A 13,272-nucleotide genomic window follows, 5' to 3' on the forward strand; every position below is an offset into this window, starting at 1 on the left:
GATCCTGGACGACGACCCGCATGTGCTGGGCGCCTGGTCGGCCCTGCTGGGCAGCTGGGGGCTGCAGGTCTGCCTGGCATCCGATGCTCGGCAGGCCTTTGCACATGTGGACACCGGCCAGGCCATCGATGTGGTGCTGTGCGACCAGCGGCTGCGCTCGGGCGAAAGCGGGTTTGACGTGCTGCTGGCCTTGCTGGCGCGCTGCCCGCAGGCGCGGGGGGCCATGGTGAGTGGCGAGTTCGACGCCCCGGCCTTGCGCCGCGCCGAAGACGAGGGCTACCTGGTGCTGAAAAAACCCGTGGACGTGGCCGACCTGCAGGCGCTGCTTGGCCGCTGGCTGGCGGCGCCGGTCGATGCAGCTGCCGCCATGGAGGAGCCCCAGCCATGAGGGTGCTGGCACTGTGGCGGCGCTGGTTCCCCCGACCACTGGACACTGGCGACCTGGCCGAGCGCGGCCAGGTGCGCATGCTGGAGCTGACGCACCAGCGCCTCGCACAAGGCATATTTGCGATGCCGCTGCTGGGGGTGTTGTTCACGATGTGGTTCCAGGGGCTGGGCCGCAATCCCCTGGGCATGCTGGCATGGACCATGCTGTACACGCTGGCGGCGGTGGCCGTGTTTCTGCAGTCCCGCCAACTGCGGGCCAGCCGCAGCGGCACGGTACCTGCCGACGATGCCGCATGGCTGCGGCGCTGGCGGCCCCGTGTGCGCAACACCAGCCTGGGGCAGGCTCTGGGCCTGGCCTCTCTGGGCGCCATCGTGGTGCTGACCCCGGGGCGCGCGAGCTTCGACTTTGTGCTGTTGCTGCATGTGAGCCTGGCGGTGGTGATTGTGGGTACCGCCACCTTCCAGCTGCCTTCGCTGGGCACGTTTCTGCGCTTTTATGGGTTTGGCTGGGGGGTGATCTCGGTACTTGTGCCGCTGTCGCTGTCGCAGTGGCCCAATCTGTTTGGCAACCCGGCCATGCCAGGTGGGCCGCCCGCGTCGCCCTGGCGCTTCATCATCCCCATGTCGCTGTTGCTGATGGCGGCGCTGTACCGGCATGCCGTGGTGGCGCACAACTTCTTTCTGCAGCAGGTGCGACTTGAGGAGGAAAGCCTGCGCCTGGCCCAGGAGGCGCAGCAGGCCCACGCCGAGGCCGCGCAGGCGCTGCGCGCCAAGAACCTGTTCCTCAGCACCGCCAGCCACGACCTTCGCCAGCCCATCCACGCCATGGGCTTCCAGATCGAGGCGCTGGCGCGGCGCAACAACGACACCGCCCTGCTGCCCGCGCTGGACGACATGCGGCGCAGCCTGCGATCTGTGAGCCTGATGTTCAACGCGCTGCTCGACCTCTCGCGCATCGAAAGCGGCACCCTGCAGGCGCGCAGCCAGCCCGTGGCCCTGCGGCCGCTGCTGCACGACGTTGCCCTGCTGTTCCGCGCCGAAGCGCGCGATCTGGGCCTGGCGCTGCGCGAGCACCTGCCGCCCGAGGACGCCACCGTGCTGGCCGACCCTGTGCTGCTGCGCCAGTGTGTGATCAACCTGGTGCACAACGCGCTGCGCTACACCCGCCAGGGCGGTGTGCTGCTGGCAGCCCGCCGCCGGGGTGGGCGGTGGCGTATCGCCGTTTGGGACACCGGCGTGGGCGTGGCCGAGCAGGACCGCCACCGCATCTACCAGCCCTACGAGCGCCTGCAGCGCGGCACCACGCAGGTAGATGCAGGCCATGGCCTGGGGCTGGCGGTGGTGGCGCGATGCGCCGAGCTGATGGCGGCTGAACACGGCCTGCGCTCACGGCTGGGGCGGGGCTCGTGCTTCTGGCTGCAACTGGCCGCCACCGCCGCCGTGTTGCCCCCTGAACACAAGAACAACCCGGCGGGCTTCGGCACAGAGAGCGCCCTCAGTGCGCCCCCGCCCTTCTTGCCGGGCCTGCATGGCACCTGCCTGGTGCTGGACGACGACCCGCAGGTGCAGCAGGCCTGGTACAACCTGCTGCACAGCTGGGGGCTGACGGTGCGCCTGGCCGCCAATGCCCAAGAGGCGCTGGCAGCTGCGGCCAGCGGCTCCCCCCCCGACGTGGTGCTGTGCGACCAGCGCCTGCGCACGGGCGAAAGCGGCTTTGATGTGCTGCGCACACTGCTGGCCCGCCACACCGGAGCGCGCGGCGCCATGGTAAGCGGTGAGTTCGACGCCCCCGCCCTGCAGGAAGCCGAGGCCGAAGGCTATGTGGTGCTGAGAAAACCCGTCGATGTGGGCGAGCTGCACGCCTTGCTCACGCGCTGGCTGGACTCAGAGACGCCGATGGTCCAGCGCTGACGCCCGGCAATCCGGGCGGCGGTGGGGCATGGCGCCTACCCGGGCATAGTGCGCGGCTGCACGACCCGACGGTCGCCCACGGAGCCACAGATTGAAGCAGCAAGACACTTCCAGCCCCTCGGCCAGCGGCAAGCCCCGCTGGCTGTACCAGGCCCAGGATGCCAACGGCCAGCCTACCGAGGGCTTTGTCCATGCCACCACCGCCGAAGAAGCCCTGCAGGCCATCACCGCCTTGCAACCCCCGCTGAGCCAGGTGCGACTGCACTCCTCGGGGCTGTATGCCCGCGCGATGACCGAGATGGCGGACGAGGTGCTGGGCCCCCTGGATGTGAAGGCGCTGCGCCAGTTGGCGCGTGACCAGATCGAAGCCCAGGAGAACCCGGGCGTGTGGACCCTGCTGCGCCAGCTGCTGCGCAACAACCGCACCTGGCTGCTGGTCTGCGCCGCGCTGCTGACGCTGGCCGTGTGGCGCGAATGGAGTGTGTGGGTGCAAGGGATTCTGGTGGTGGCCATGCTGGTGCCCTTTGCCTGGTTTGCCTACATGCACCGGTTTCAGCGCATGTACCAGCAGGCCCTGCTGGCCCACGCCACCGGCGACCTGCCACGCCTGGAGGTTCTGGCCAATCGCCTGGCAAACGCCGCCGAGCGCCACACTTTCATGCGCGAGCCCGCCTGGGATGCGGTAGTGCGCATGGCCTGGTTCGAGGCGCGCACCGAGGGGGTGGAAACCGCCATCCTGCGGCTGCGTGCGCACCCGATGCGCCCGCCGGACGACACCGACTTTCTGGCCCGCACCTACACCCTGCCCCTGGCGGCGGGCGACCATGCGGGCTTTACAGCCCGCCTGCGCGAGCTGATTGCGCTGCGCCCCGCCGAACCCATCCTGCAACTGGACCTGGCCCTGGGCGAAGCCCGGGCAGGCCAGACCGACGAAGCGCAGCGCCTGCTGGACGCCACCAAGACGGAGCTGCTGCCGCCCCACGGCCAAGCCTTCATCGACTGGGTGCGGGGCCTGATTGCGCTGCGCGATCCCGCGCTGGCAAGCGAGGCGGCCCGCCACCTGGGCCAGGCCTGTGCGCAGTTCCTCACGCTGGTACCCAAGGCCCCGGGCGCATGGCCGTCGCTGGCGGTGTGCACCTGTGACTATGCGCTGGCCCTGGCCTGGAGCGGTCGCCCCGAAGCCGCGCGCGAGGCGTTTGCGGGCGTCTACCCCGTGTCGCGCCACCATGCCGAGCCCGAACGGCTGGCCATGCTGGAGCGCGAACTGCGTACGCGAGGCTGAAGCTCAGAGTGCTGTCACGATCTCAGGCCAGCGCGCGCTGGATGATGATTTTCTGCACGTCGCTCGTGCCTTCGTAGATCTGGCACACGCGCACGTCGCGGTAGATGCGCTCCACGGGGAAGTCGTTCACCACGCCGTAGCCGCCCAGCGTCTGGATGGCAGCGCTGCACACACGCTCGGCCATCTCGCTGGCAAACAGTTTGGCCATGGCGGCTTCCTTCAGGCAGGGCTTGCCCGCATCGCGCAGCGCAGCGGCGTGCCAGATAAGCTGGCGTGCGGCCTCGATCTGCGTGGCGCAGTCGGCCAGACGGAAACCCACGGCCTGGTGGTTGAAGATGGCGGTGCCGAAGCTCTCGCGCTCCTTCGAATACGCGAGTGCCGCATCAAACGCGCTGCGCGCCATGCCCACGCTCTGCGCGGCGATGCCGATGCGGCCGCCTTCGAGCGCGCCCAGCGCGATCTTGTAGCCCTCGCCCTCGGCGCCGATCAGGTTCTCGGCGGGGATACGGCAGTTGTCAAAGTTGATCTGCGCGGTGTCGCTGGAATGCTGTCCCAGCTTGTCTTCGAGCCGCGCGACGACATAGCCGGGGCTGCTGGTGGGCACGAGGAAGGCGCTCATGCCCTTCTTGCCTGCGCCCTTGTCGGTGACGGCGATGACGATGGCCACATGGCCATTCTTGCCGCTGGTGATGAACTGCTTGACGCCGTTGATCACGTATTCGTCACCCTGCTTGACGGCCGTGGTGCGCAACGCTGATGCGTCCGAGCCCACATGGGGCTCGGTCAGGCAGAACGCGCCCAGCATTTCGCCGCGCGCCAGGGGCGTGAGCCAGTCGCGCTTTTGCTGCGCGTTACCGTAGCGCATGAGGATGGCATTGACGGGGCAGTTGGTCACGCTGATGGCCGTGCTGGTGCCGCCGTCACCGGCGGCGATCTCCTCGAGCACCAGGGCGAGCGTGAGGTAATCGAGGTTGGCACCGCCAAACTCTTCGGGCACACAGATGCCGTAGGCGCCCAGCGCGGCGAGGCCCTGGTGGGCCTCCTTGGGGAAGTGGTGCTCCTTATCCCAGCGCGCGGCGTTCGGCCAAAGTTCGGTCTGTGCAAAGTCGCGCACCGCGTCGCGGATCATTTCCTGGTCTTGGGTCAGCAGCATGGGGTGTCTCCGAAAGTCGTTGTTCGTTGAAAAGAATTACCAGTGCGCAGCCCGGCGGCCATCGTGGTGCAGCAGGCGGCCCTTGTCAGCAGCGGTCACGCTGGCCAGCGTGCTGCGCAGGCCACGCACGCTGTCTTCCACCGTGAGCGGGGCGCTGTCGCCGCCCATGTCGGTCTGCACCCAGCCGGGGTCGATGGTGACCAGCGTGGCGCCGGGGTAGTCGTGCTGGGCGGCGGCCACGGCCATGTTGAGCGCGGCCTTGCTGGTGCGGTACAGCCAGGAGCCGCTGTTCGGCACGCTGCCGATCTGCGACATGGAGGACGAGATGAACGCAAACACCCCGCCGACATCCGCCACCAGCGGCGCCACCTGCGGGATGGCCTGCATCGCGCCCAGCACGTTGGTGTGCATGACGGCATCAAAGTCCTGCTGCGTGGGCGGCGTGAGCGCATTGGGGCGGCGGATCACCCCGGCCACATACCAGGCGATGTCGATCTTCTCGCCATCGAGCTGCCAGGCCAGGCCGCTCACGCTGGCGGGGTTGGCAACGTCCACCGTCAGCGCCTCGGCGCCAAGCGCCAGCACCCGCTCGCGGCCCGCATCGTCGCGCACGGTGGCGATCACGCGGCGGCCCGCCTCGGTGTACTGGCGCACCAGCTCCAGGCCAATGCCCCGCGATGCGCCGATGACGAGTATGGAGTTCATTTTTTGAACAAAATTGGCCTCCTCCGCGCGTCCATCATGCGAAAGATGCTATAAAAAAAGGAGTAAGCCAGTAAATCACTGGCTCGCTCGCCACCGCACCCGGCTACGCCGGGTGCCGCCATCACACCAGCTCCAGCGCCACGGCTGTTGCTTCGCCACCGCCGATGCACAGCGTAGCCAGGCCCTTGGTCAGGCCACGGGCCTTGAGCGCATGGATCAGCGTGACCATGATGCGCGCGCCACTGGCGCCAATGGGGTGGCCCAGCGCGCAGGCGCCGCCGTTCACGTTGACCTTGTCATGGGGCAGGTCGAGTTCCTTCATGAGGGCCATGGGCACCACGGCAAAGGCTTCGTTGATCTCCCACAGCTGCACGTCGCCCACCTGCCAGCCAGCCTTGGCCAGCGCCTTTTGTGTGGCGCCCAGGGGCGCTGTGGCAAACCACTCGGGCTCCTGCGCGTGGGTGGCGTGGCTCACGATGCGGGCCAGGGGCTGGGCGCCCAGCTTCTTGGCCGTGGACTCGCGCATCATCACCAGCGCGGCGGCGCCGTCATTGATGCTGGAGCTGGAGGCGGCGGTGATGGTGCCGTCCTTCTTGAACGCGGGCTTCAAGGTGGCGATCTTTTCGAGCTTGACCTTGCCGGGGCCTTCGTCCACGGAGATGACCGTTTCGCCCGCACGGGTCTTGACGGTGACGGGCACGATCTCGGCCGCGAACGCGCCGGACTCGGTGGCCGCCTTGGCGCGCTGCACGCTGGCGGTGGCAAACGCGTCTTGCTGCTCGCGGGTGAACTGGTACTTGGCGGCGCAATCTTCGCCAAAGGTGCCCATGCTGCGGCCCGCTTCGTACGCGTCTTCCAGGCCGTCGAGCATCATGTGGTCGAAGATTCGGTCATGGCCCAGGCGGTAGCCGCCGCGGCCCTTTTGCAGCAGGTAGGGGGCGTTGGTCATGCTCTCCATGCCGCCCGCCACCATCACCTCGTGCGTGCCGGCCAGCAGCATGTCGTGGGCCATCATCGCGGCCTTCATGCCGGAGCCGCACATCTTGCTGAGCGTCACAGCGCCCGCGCCCTTGGGCAGTCCGCCCTTGAACGCCGCCTGGCGTGCGGGCGCCTGGCCCTGGCCCGCCATCAGGCAGTTGCCGAACAGCACTTCACCCACGGCATCAGGCGACACGCCAGCGCGCTCGATGGCGGCCTTGATGGCAGCCCCGCCCAGGTCGTGCGCAGCCAGGCTGGAGAAGTCGCCCTGCAGCGAACCCATGGGGGTGCGTGCGGCGCCGACGATGACGATGGGGTCTTGGATGGACATGGTGAAGGTCTCCTGGGTAATGGTCAAAGGAAAAGTGCTCAGGGGAAAAGGGGGGGTGAAAACCGGGGCTTGGCGAGCGGTCAGCCAACGCAAGCGCCCTGGGCAAAGCGTCGCTCGGCGTCGTAAGGGAACACATCGAACATGTGGCCCGCCTGGATGCGCTCCTTGTGCGACTGCCAGAAGGCGGCATCGAGCAGGTCGGCATGGTGCTGCATGAACACCGCGCGCACGGCATCGTTGCCCAGCAGGAAGGGGCCGAAGGTTTCGGGGAACACATCGCGCGGGCCTACGCTGTACCAGATCTCGCCGCTCATCTCTTCCTCTTCATTGCGCGGCGTGGGTACGCGGCGGAAGTTGCAGTCGGTGAGGTATTCGATCTCGTCGTAGTCGTAGAACACGACCTTGCCATTGCGCGTGACGCCAAAGTTCTTCCAGAGCATGTCGCCGGGGAAGATGTTGGCGGCCACCAAGTCCTTGATGGCGTTGCCGTACTCGACGACGCTGTGCTCCATCTGCTGGCGCGCGCGCGGGTCAGACAGGCCGGTGTCGAAGGCCTCCTGCAGGTAGATGTTGAGCGGGATCATGCGCCGCTCGATGTACAGGTGCTTGATGATGACTTCGGTCTGGCCGTCGCCATCGCGGTCGCTGATTTCGAGCTGGCTGGGGGCGAACTTTTCGATCTCGGCAATCAGCGCGTCGTCGAACCGGTCGCGCGGGAATGCCACTTCGCTGTATTCGAGCGTGTCGGCCATGCGGCCCACGCGGTCGTGCTGCTTGACGAGCAGGTACTTGGCCTTGATCTGCTCGCGCGTCGTTTCCTTCTGGTGCGGGAAGTAGTCCTTGATGAGCTTGAACACAAACGGAAAGCTCGGCAGGTCGAACACCAGCATCACCATGCCCTTGATACCGGGCGCTATGCGGAACTGGTCGCTAGAGTGCTTCAGGTGGTACAGGAAGTCGCGGTAGAACAGCGTCTTGCCCTGCTTGGCCAGGCCCAGGGCGTTGTAGATCTCGGCGCGCGGCTTGCGGGGCATGAGGCTGCGCAGGAACTGCACATAGGCGCTGGGCACCTCCATGTCCACCATGAAGTACGCACGTGCAAAGCTGAACAGCATCTGCATGTCATCCTCGCCAAATAGCGCGGCATCGATGGTGAGTCTGCCACTGTCGTCATGCAGGATGGGCAGCGCAAACGGCACTTCGTTGAAGCCGTTGATGATCTTGCCCACCACGTAAGCGCCCTTATTGCGAAAAAACAGGCTGGTGAGCACCTGCACCTGGAAGTTGGTGCGCAGCCTGACCTTGTCGAGGCGGCCGCGCATGGCGGCCACCACGCACGCAGCGTCGCGCGGCAGGTCGGCAAACTCGCGCTGGAGCTGGAAGTTCTCGATGATGGTCTGGAACGTTTCGCCCAGCGTGTCGCGCGTAGGGTAGTAGGCCCTGTAAGTGGGGCGCGCTGCAGGCTCGTCGTTCTCGATGTATTCGGTGCTGACCGCAGGCCGTACGAAGATGAAGTCGTTGTGAAAATGCGTGCGGTGCAGGATCTTGGTGGTGACCGAGTTGAAAAAGGTCTCGGCCAGCTCAGGCTGGTGGTGGTTCACCAAGAGTCCGATGTAGTGGAGCTTGACCTGGTGCCACACGTCCATGGGCTGGGCGCCTGCGCTGAATTCCTTCTCCAACCGGCGCACGCATTCCTTCACCCGCAAATCGTAGAACTCGATGCGCTCACGCTGCGCCCGCTGCTGGCCGTGCCAGTCAGCCGTCTCAAAGCGGTGCTTGGCGCGCGCAGACTCGGTGCGAAAAAGCCGGTAGTGGCGGTTGAAACCATCCATCATGGCCTTGGCGATACCGTAGGCCTGGGGGGCATCAAGGCGTTGCGGAAACATGGCGGGGGTATGGGCCGTCGAGGGGTACAGGCTGCGCGGTAGTCAGCGCCTATCGCCGCTTAGCAGCAGCCACACCTGCAATAGCTGCCTTGTAGAGCGACTCCAGGCCTTCGGTGCTGTCCACGGTCATGTGCAGGTTGTTGATGAGTCCATCCTTGAGGCCGTAGCACCATCCATGCAGCGTGACCTTCTGGCCTCGGCCCCAGGCGTCCAGCATCACGGTGGTCTGTGCAATGTTCACAACCTGCTCGATGGCATTGAGCTCGCACAGCACGTCGTGGCGCCACTCGGGCGCCGTGGCCGCAATCAGGTCGCGATGGCGGTCGCGCACGTCCTGCACATGGCGGATCCAGTTGTCTGCCAAGCCGACGCGCGTGCCCTCCAACGCCGCCAACACACCACCGCAGCCGTAGTGCCCCACGACCATGAGGTGCTCGATGTGCAACTGGTCGACCGCGTACTGAATGGTGGACAGGCAATTGAGGTCCGTGGGCACCACCACGTTGGCCACATTGCGGTGCACGAAGACTTCACCGGGCTCCAGGCCCGTGATCTGGTTGGCGGGCACCCGGCTGTCGGAGCAGCCGATCCACATGTACTTGGGCTTTTGCTGCGCCAGCAGGCTGGTGAAGAAGCCAGGCCGCTCACGTTCCATCTGGGCAGCCCAGGCGCGATTGTGGACAAACAGGTCGTCGATGGAGGAAGGCATGTTGTCCTTGAGGATCGGTGAAAAGAAAATAGAACTCAGCAGGTTTCAGCAAACAGCTCGCGGCCGATCAGCATGCGGCGGATCTCGCTGGTGCCCGCGCCAATCTCATACAGCTTGGCATCGCGCCAGAGGCGACCCAGCGGGTACTCGTTGATATAGCCGTTGCCACCAAAGATCTGCACGCCTTCGCCCGCCATCCAGGTGGCTTTTTCAGCGCACCAGAGGATGACGCTGGCGCAGTCCTTGCGGACCTGGCGCACATGGTCAGTCCCCAGCATGTCGAGGTTCTTGGCCACGGTGTAGGCAAACGAGCGCCCCGCCTGCAGCACGGTGTACATGTCGGCCACCTTGCCCTGGATGAGCTGGAACTCGCCAATGCTCTGACCAAACTGCTTGCGGTCGTGAATGTAAGGGATCACGTTGTCCATCACCGACTGCATGATGCCCAGCGGACCGCCGGTCAGCACCGCACGTTCGTAGTCCAAGCCACTCATCAGCACCTTGGCACCCTGGTTCAGACCGCCCAGCACGTTCTCGGCGGGCACCTCCACGTCCTGGAACACCAGCTCGCCGGTGTGGCTGCCGCGCATTCCGAGCTTGTCGAGCTTCTGGGCAATGGAGAAGCCCTTCATGCCCTTTTCGATCAGGAAGGCCGTGACGCCGCGCGCGCCGAGTTCAGGCTCTGTCTTTGCGTACACCACCAGGGTGTCGGCATCGGGGCCGTTGGTGATCCACATCTTGCTGCCGTTGAGCAGGTAGTAACCGCCCTTGTCCTCGGCCTTGAGCTTCATGCTGATCACGTCGGAGCCCGCACCAGGTTCGCTCATCGCCAGCGCGCCCACATGTTCGCCGCTGATGAGTTTGGGCAGGTACTTGGCCTTCTGCGCCTCGTTGCCGTTGCGGTTGATCTGGTTCACGCACAGGTTGCTGTGCGCGCCGTAGGACAGCCCCACCGAGGCGCTGGCACGGGAGATTTCTTCCATCGCCACCATGTGGGCCAGGTAGCCCATGGCGGCACCGCCGTACTGCTCAGGCACGGTGATGCCGAGCACGCCCAGTTCGCCCATCTTGCGCCACAGGTCCATGGGGAACTGGTCGCTCCTGTCGATCTCGGCCGCACGTGGCGCGATTTCGGCCTGAGCAAAGTCGCGCACGGCGTCGCGCAGGGCATCGATGTCTTCGCCCAATTGGAAGTTGAGGCCGGGCAGGTTGGCAGGAATACTCATGGAATGTCTCCTCGGAATGGGTAGGGGAAAATAGTGGGCTCAGCCCTGGATGGCTTCACGCCCGGTAACAGCCATCAGGGTGCACCCCATGGTGGCTACCAGTTTTTCTTGGCTGCCGTCGATGGCGAACGCACGGCCTTCGCACACCGTGATGGTGCGACCGGGCTTGATAACTCGGCCTTCCATACGAAACCGCTCGCCCTTCGCAGGGGCCAGCAGGTTGATCTTGAATTCAATCGTGAGAACCGCTGCGTCCTCGGCCATCAGGGTGAAGCCCGCATACCCACAGGCCGAGTCCAGCGCCGTGGCAACCATGCCCGCGTGCAAGAACCCATGCTGCTGGGTCAGTGCTGGGGCCCAAGGAAGCTCAATGTCTACCGCCCCAGGCTCCAGCATGCCCAGGTGGGCACCCAGGGTCTGCATGACCCCCTGACGCGCAAAGCTGTCGCGCACGCGGCCTGCGTATTGGGCACAGCGAGGCTCGAAACGGGTCGTTGTCACGATGTCATGATTTACGTTTACGTAAACGTCAATTATGGATCATTTTTGCGTTTCCACCTTGAGCAGCAGCGCACGTGCTTCTTCCTCATGCTCCTGCACCTCTTCCAGATTAGCCCGCAGGTCGGCCATCTGCTCCTCCAGTTGCTTGCGATGCAACACCAGTACATCAAGGAACTTCCGCAGCTGCACGCCGGTATCGCGCGGGCTGTCATACAGATCAATAATTTCTTTGGCCTCTGTCAGCGACAGGCCCAGGCGCTTGGCCCGCAGGGTAAGGCGCAGGCGCGTGCGGTCCCGGGCGCTGTAGACACGGTTGCGGCCTGCCGCCCCCGTGCGCTCTGGCTGCAACAGGCCCATGTCTTCATAGAAGCGGATGGCTCGGGTGGTGAGGTCAAACTCTTTGGCGAGATCGCTGATGGTGTAGGTATTGGCCATGGTGTGGGCTGCATGCAACCGGTGCGGTTTCGCGCAGGAGACAGCCTTTAGGCCATCGGTCCCTACAATGCCTCGGATGCATGACGTTTACGTTAACGTCAATGCTAACGCATACAACCATTGCCATGAACCCACTCGAACACCAGATCCATTACCCGTTGGGGGATGTTCTCCCGCCTGAAGGTGGCGCAATCACCGTCGCGCCTGGCGTCAAGTGGATCCGCATGGGTCTGCCGTTCGCGCTTGACCATATCAACCTGTGGCTGCTGCGGGATCGGCAGCCCGATGTACATGGCGCCCTCGCGGAGGGCTGGACCGTGGTCGATTGCTGCATCGACAGTCCGAGCACGCGCGCGCAGTGGGAGCAGGTGTTTGCCAACAGCCTGGAGGGCCTGCCCATCTTGCGGGTAATTGTCACCCACATGCATCCGGACCATATCGGGCTGGCACATTGGTTGTGCGAGCGCTGGAGCGCGCCACTCTGGATCAGCGCCACTGACTACCACGTGGCCAGAACCGCTGTGTACGACCGCAATGGCTTCGGCGGAGAAGCGGGCGCGGACTTCTACACACTGCATGGAATGCAGGACGAGGCATTTCTCCAGCATGTAAGGGGGCGGGCTTCCTACTTTCCAACGCTCGTCCCCGCTCTTCCACCTCGGTTCCGTCGGCTCATGGATGGAGAGCGCTTGGAGATCGGCGGGCGGGTCTGGCAGTGCATCAGCGGGTATGGACACGCCCCGGAGCACATCGCGCTGTACTGTGCGGAGTTGTCGGTCCTCCTCAGCGGCGACATGGTGTTGCCTAGGATCTCCACCAACGTTAGCGTTCATGCATCGGAGCCGGAGTCCAATCCCTTGCGGCTGTTTTTGATCTCTTTGCTGCGTTACCTGGTCCTCCCCCCAGAAACGCTGACCCTCCCTTCGCACGGCAAGCCCTTCCAAGGCCTGCACGAACGCATCCGCCAGCTCCAAAGTCACCATCAGGATCGGCTCAATGAGATCATTGTGGCTGCCGAGCAAGGTTCGTTGTCCGCGTTCGACGCACTGCCCATCATGTTCAAACGCAAGCTTGATGCCCACCAGATGACTTTCGCCATGGGCGAGGCCCTGGCTCACTTGCACTGGTTGTGGTTCGAGGGACGGCTACAGCGGATTTTGGACACCAATGGGATTCAGCGGTTCCAGCTCGCGCAGGGCTCGACAAAGAGAAGCCAAGAGGGCGCCGTCCAGATAGCGTGATAGCTTGCGCAGTGGCCAGGCAGAACGTGGATCGCGATGAGGTTCTGACTCATTCAGCACACCGCTGAGCCTAACAAGCGATCGGCACAATCAAGATCAATGCAGCATGGTTATTGCTTTGCGATCTGCAAAGCAAAACGCCCTTCTACTCAATTGAGCAGAAGGGCGGTTTGGGCTGTAAGAGCCTGACGATGACCTACTTTCACACGGGAACCCGCACTATCATCGGCGCAAAGTCGTTTCACTGTCCTGTTCGGGATGGGAAGGAGTGGGACCAACTTGCTATGGTCATCAGGCATAACTTGGTGCTGGGCAGTTTTTGTGAACTGCCTGGCGAATTCATAGAGTCTGGAATCAGATTTTTTATCTTTTGACTGCGTCTAACTTGGCATAACAATCTTCGAAGCGTCCGGGTGCTGCGTGTGCAGTCACGGGGATTGGCTATCAAAGTTATAGGGTCAAGCCGCACGAGCAATTAGTACTGGTTAGCTTAACGCATTACTGCGCTTCCACACCCAGCCTATCAA

Annotated in this window: 12 protein-coding genes and 2 rRNA genes; 4 read left to right on the forward strand and 10 right to left on the reverse strand. The window is 64.6% G+C overall.

The window, feature by feature from the left end; translation table 11 throughout:
* The 3 genes from DBR12_RS02065 to DBR12_RS02075 form a co-directional block, all read left to right on the forward strand.
* A partial coding sequence (locus tag DBR12_RS02065; protein ID WP_146185445.1) for a response regulator occupies nt 1-388 on the forward strand: 388 nt, incomplete at its 5' end.
* The gene (locus tag DBR12_RS02070; protein WP_108615727.1) at nt 385-2,298 is read left to right on the forward strand and encodes a hybrid sensor histidine kinase/response regulator; all 1,914 of its coding nucleotides are present in this window, start codon (nt 385-387) and stop codon (nt 2,296-2,298) included. The genes DBR12_RS02065 and DBR12_RS02070, both read left to right, overlap by 4 nt.
* A gap of 91 nt (nt 2,299-2,389) precedes the next feature.
* Nucleotides 2,390-3,580: a M48 family metallopeptidase gene (locus tag DBR12_RS02075; protein ID WP_108615728.1), complete on the forward strand. Its 1,191-nt coding sequence runs from the start codon at nt 2,390-2,392 to the stop codon at nt 3,578-3,580.
* A 22-nt stretch (nt 3,581-3,602) separates the two neighbouring features.
* Here DBR12_RS02075 and DBR12_RS02080 read toward each other — a convergent pair whose 3' ends face one another.
* From DBR12_RS02080 to DBR12_RS02115, 8 genes are all read right to left on the reverse strand, one after another.
* The gene (locus DBR12_RS02080; RefSeq protein WP_108615729.1) at nt 3,603-4,733 is read right to left on the reverse strand and encodes an acyl-CoA dehydrogenase family protein; all 1,131 of its coding nucleotides are present in this window, start codon (nt 4,731-4,733) and stop codon (nt 3,603-3,605) included.
* 36 nt (nt 4,734-4,769) lie between these two features.
* A complete protein-coding gene (locus DBR12_RS02085) occupies nt 4,770-5,438 on the reverse strand; it encodes an SDR family oxidoreductase (RefSeq protein WP_108615730.1) in 669 nt (222 codons plus the stop codon).
* A gap of 121 nt (nt 5,439-5,559) precedes the next feature.
* Nucleotides 5,560-6,747 carry an acetyl-CoA C-acyltransferase gene (locus tag DBR12_RS02090; protein ID WP_108615736.1) on the reverse strand — a complete coding sequence of 396 codons (1,188 nt, stop codon included), beginning with the start codon at nt 6,745-6,747 and terminating at the stop codon, nt 5,560-5,562.
* Between the two features lie 80 nt (nt 6,748-6,827).
* Nucleotides 6,828-8,633: a bifunctional isocitrate dehydrogenase kinase/phosphatase gene (gene aceK / locus DBR12_RS02095; RefSeq protein ID WP_108615731.1), complete on the reverse strand. Its 1,806-nt coding sequence runs from the start codon at nt 8,631-8,633 to the stop codon at nt 6,828-6,830.
* Between the two features lie 49 nt (nt 8,634-8,682).
* Nucleotides 8,683-9,342, reverse strand: a complete 660-nt coding sequence (can, locus tag DBR12_RS02100; protein WP_108615732.1) for a carbonate dehydratase — start codon at nt 9,340-9,342, stop codon at nt 8,683-8,685.
* A gap of 35 nt (nt 9,343-9,377) precedes the next feature.
* A complete protein-coding gene (locus DBR12_RS02105; RefSeq protein ID WP_108615733.1) occupies nt 9,378-10,568 on the reverse strand; it encodes an isovaleryl-CoA dehydrogenase in 1,191 nt (396 codons plus the stop codon).
* A gap of 39 nt (nt 10,569-10,607) precedes the next feature.
* A complete protein-coding gene (locus DBR12_RS02110; RefSeq protein WP_108615734.1) occupies nt 10,608-11,069 on the reverse strand; it encodes a PaaI family thioesterase in 462 nt (153 codons plus the stop codon).
* A gap of 39 nt (nt 11,070-11,108) precedes the next feature.
* On the reverse strand, nt 11,109-11,504 hold the full coding sequence (locus DBR12_RS02115; protein ID WP_108615735.1) for a MerR family DNA-binding transcriptional regulator: 396 nt from the start codon (nt 11,502-11,504) through the stop codon (nt 11,109-11,111).
* Between the two features lie 125 nt (nt 11,505-11,629).
* Here DBR12_RS02115 and DBR12_RS02120 point away from each other — a divergent pair, with 125 nt between their 5' ends.
* Nucleotides 11,630-12,745 carry an MBL fold metallo-hydrolase gene (locus DBR12_RS02120; RefSeq protein ID WP_108615737.1) on the forward strand — a complete coding sequence of 372 codons (1,116 nt, stop codon included), beginning with the start codon at nt 11,630-11,632 and terminating at the stop codon, nt 12,743-12,745.
* Between the two features lie 183 nt (nt 12,746-12,928).
* Here DBR12_RS02120 and rrf read toward each other — a convergent pair.
* Nucleotides 12,929-13,041: ribosomal RNA gene (gene rrf / locus DBR12_RS02125) — 5S ribosomal RNA — on the reverse strand.
* A gap of 158 nt (nt 13,042-13,199) precedes the next feature.
* Nucleotides 13,200-13,272, reverse strand: a 23S ribosomal RNA gene (locus DBR12_RS02130); the annotation flags it as partial.

Origin of the sequence: Acidovorax sp. HMWF029, from assembly GCF_003060895.1 — a bacterium.
Classification (GTDB): Bacteria; Pseudomonadota; Gammaproteobacteria; order Burkholderiales; family Burkholderiaceae_C; genus Acidovorax.

Excerpts from the sequence above, each read along its gene's own strand:
- aceK (WP_108615731.1), bottom strand. The coding sequence starts at position 8,633 with ATGTTTCCGCAACGCCTTGATGCCCCCCAGGCCTACGGTATCGCCAAG.
- DBR12_RS02070 (WP_108615727.1), top strand. The coding sequence starts at position 385 with ATGAGGGTGCTGGCACTGTGGCGGCGCTGGTTCCCCCGACCACTGGAC.
- DBR12_RS02085 (WP_108615730.1), bottom strand. The coding sequence starts at position 5,438 with ATGAACTCCATACTCGTCATCGGCGCATCGCGGGGCATTGGCCTGGAG.
- DBR12_RS02115 (WP_108615735.1), bottom strand. The coding sequence starts at position 11,504 with ATGGCCAATACCTACACCATCAGCGATCTCGCCAAAGAGTTTGACCTC.
- can (WP_108615732.1), bottom strand. The coding sequence starts at position 9,342 with ATGCCTTCCTCCATCGACGACCTGTTTGTCCACAATCGCGCCTGGGCT.
- DBR12_RS02105 (WP_108615733.1), bottom strand. The coding sequence starts at position 10,568 with ATGAGTATTCCTGCCAACCTGCCCGGCCTCAACTTCCAATTGGGCGAA.
- DBR12_RS02080 (WP_108615729.1), bottom strand. The coding sequence starts at position 4,733 with ATGCTGCTGACCCAAGACCAGGAAATGATCCGCGACGCGGTGCGCGAC.
- DBR12_RS02090 (WP_108615736.1), bottom strand. The coding sequence starts at position 6,747 with ATGTCCATCCAAGACCCCATCGTCATCGTCGGCGCCGCACGCACCCCC.
- DBR12_RS02120 (WP_108615737.1), top strand. The coding sequence starts at position 11,630 with ATGAACCCACTCGAACACCAGATCCATTACCCGTTGGGGGATGTTCTC.